The sequence below is a fragment of the Paracoccus sigandri genome, from assembly GCF_003709565.1.
Taxonomy (GTDB): domain Bacteria; phylum Pseudomonadota; class Alphaproteobacteria; order Rhodobacterales; family Rhodobacteraceae; genus Paracoccus; species Paracoccus siganidrum.
Genome location: NZ_QNRC01000106.1, coordinates 1 through 928 on the forward strand (window position 1 = coordinate 1; position 928 = coordinate 928).

General features: G+C 71.3%; 1 protein-coding gene. It reads left to right on the forward strand.

Annotated elements, in window-relative coordinates:
• Nucleotides 1-11: 11 nt before the first annotated feature.
• The coding region (locus tag C9E82_RS23945) for a GlxA family transcriptional regulator (RefSeq protein ID WP_147393207.1) at nt 12-928 on the forward strand (917 nt) is incomplete at its 3' end.

Here is a 928-nt window from a genome sequence, read left to right on the forward strand (position 1 = left end):
GAGACAGCCCCATGCCATCCGTCAAGCCCCGCCGCTTCACCTTCCTTCTGCTGGACAGCTTCACGATGCTGCCCTTCAGCGCCGCGATCGAGCCCCTGCGGCTGGCCAACCGCGCCGAGGGCGGGCCGCATTACGAATGGCGGCTGGTCGGGCCGGCGGGCGATCTGGCCACCTGCTCGAACGGCGCGCGCGTCGTGCTGGACGGCGGGCTGGAAGCCGGCCCCCCGGTCGGCCGCGACGACGTGGTCATCGTCTGCGGCGGCACCAATATCGCCAGCCGCGCCACCCGCCCGGTGCTGAACTGGCTGCGCCGCCAGGCCCGCGGCGGCGCCACCATCGGCGGCGTCTGCACCGGCGCCTGGGTCATCGCCGAGGCGGGGCTGCTGGACGGGCGCAAGGCCACCATCCACTGGGAAAACCACGACGGATTCGCCGAGGCCTTCCCCGAGGTCGACCTCTACCGCTCGGTCTTCGTCAATGACGGCAACCGGCTGACCGCGGCGGGCGGGACCTCCTCGATCGACCTGCTGCTGCACCTGATCGCCCAGGCCCAGGGCGAGGCGGTGGCCTCGGAGGTCGCCGACCAGATGCTGCACACCGCGATCCGCAGCGACCAGGACCACCAGCGGCTGTCGATCCCGACCCGGATCGGCGTGCGCCACCCGCGCCTGGCCGCGGTGATCGCCCGGATGGAGGCGAACCTCGAGGACCCGGTCAGCCCCGCCCAGCTGGCCGCCGATGCCGGCATGTCCACCCGCCAGCTGGAGCGGCTGTTCCGCCGCTACCTGAACCGCAGCCCCAAGCGCTATTACATGGAGACCCGCCTGGCCCGCGCCCGCAACCTGCTGATGCAGACCGAGATGTCCGTCATCGAGGTCGCCCTCGCATCCGGCTTCTCAAGCCCGTCGCATTTCTCGAAATGCTATCG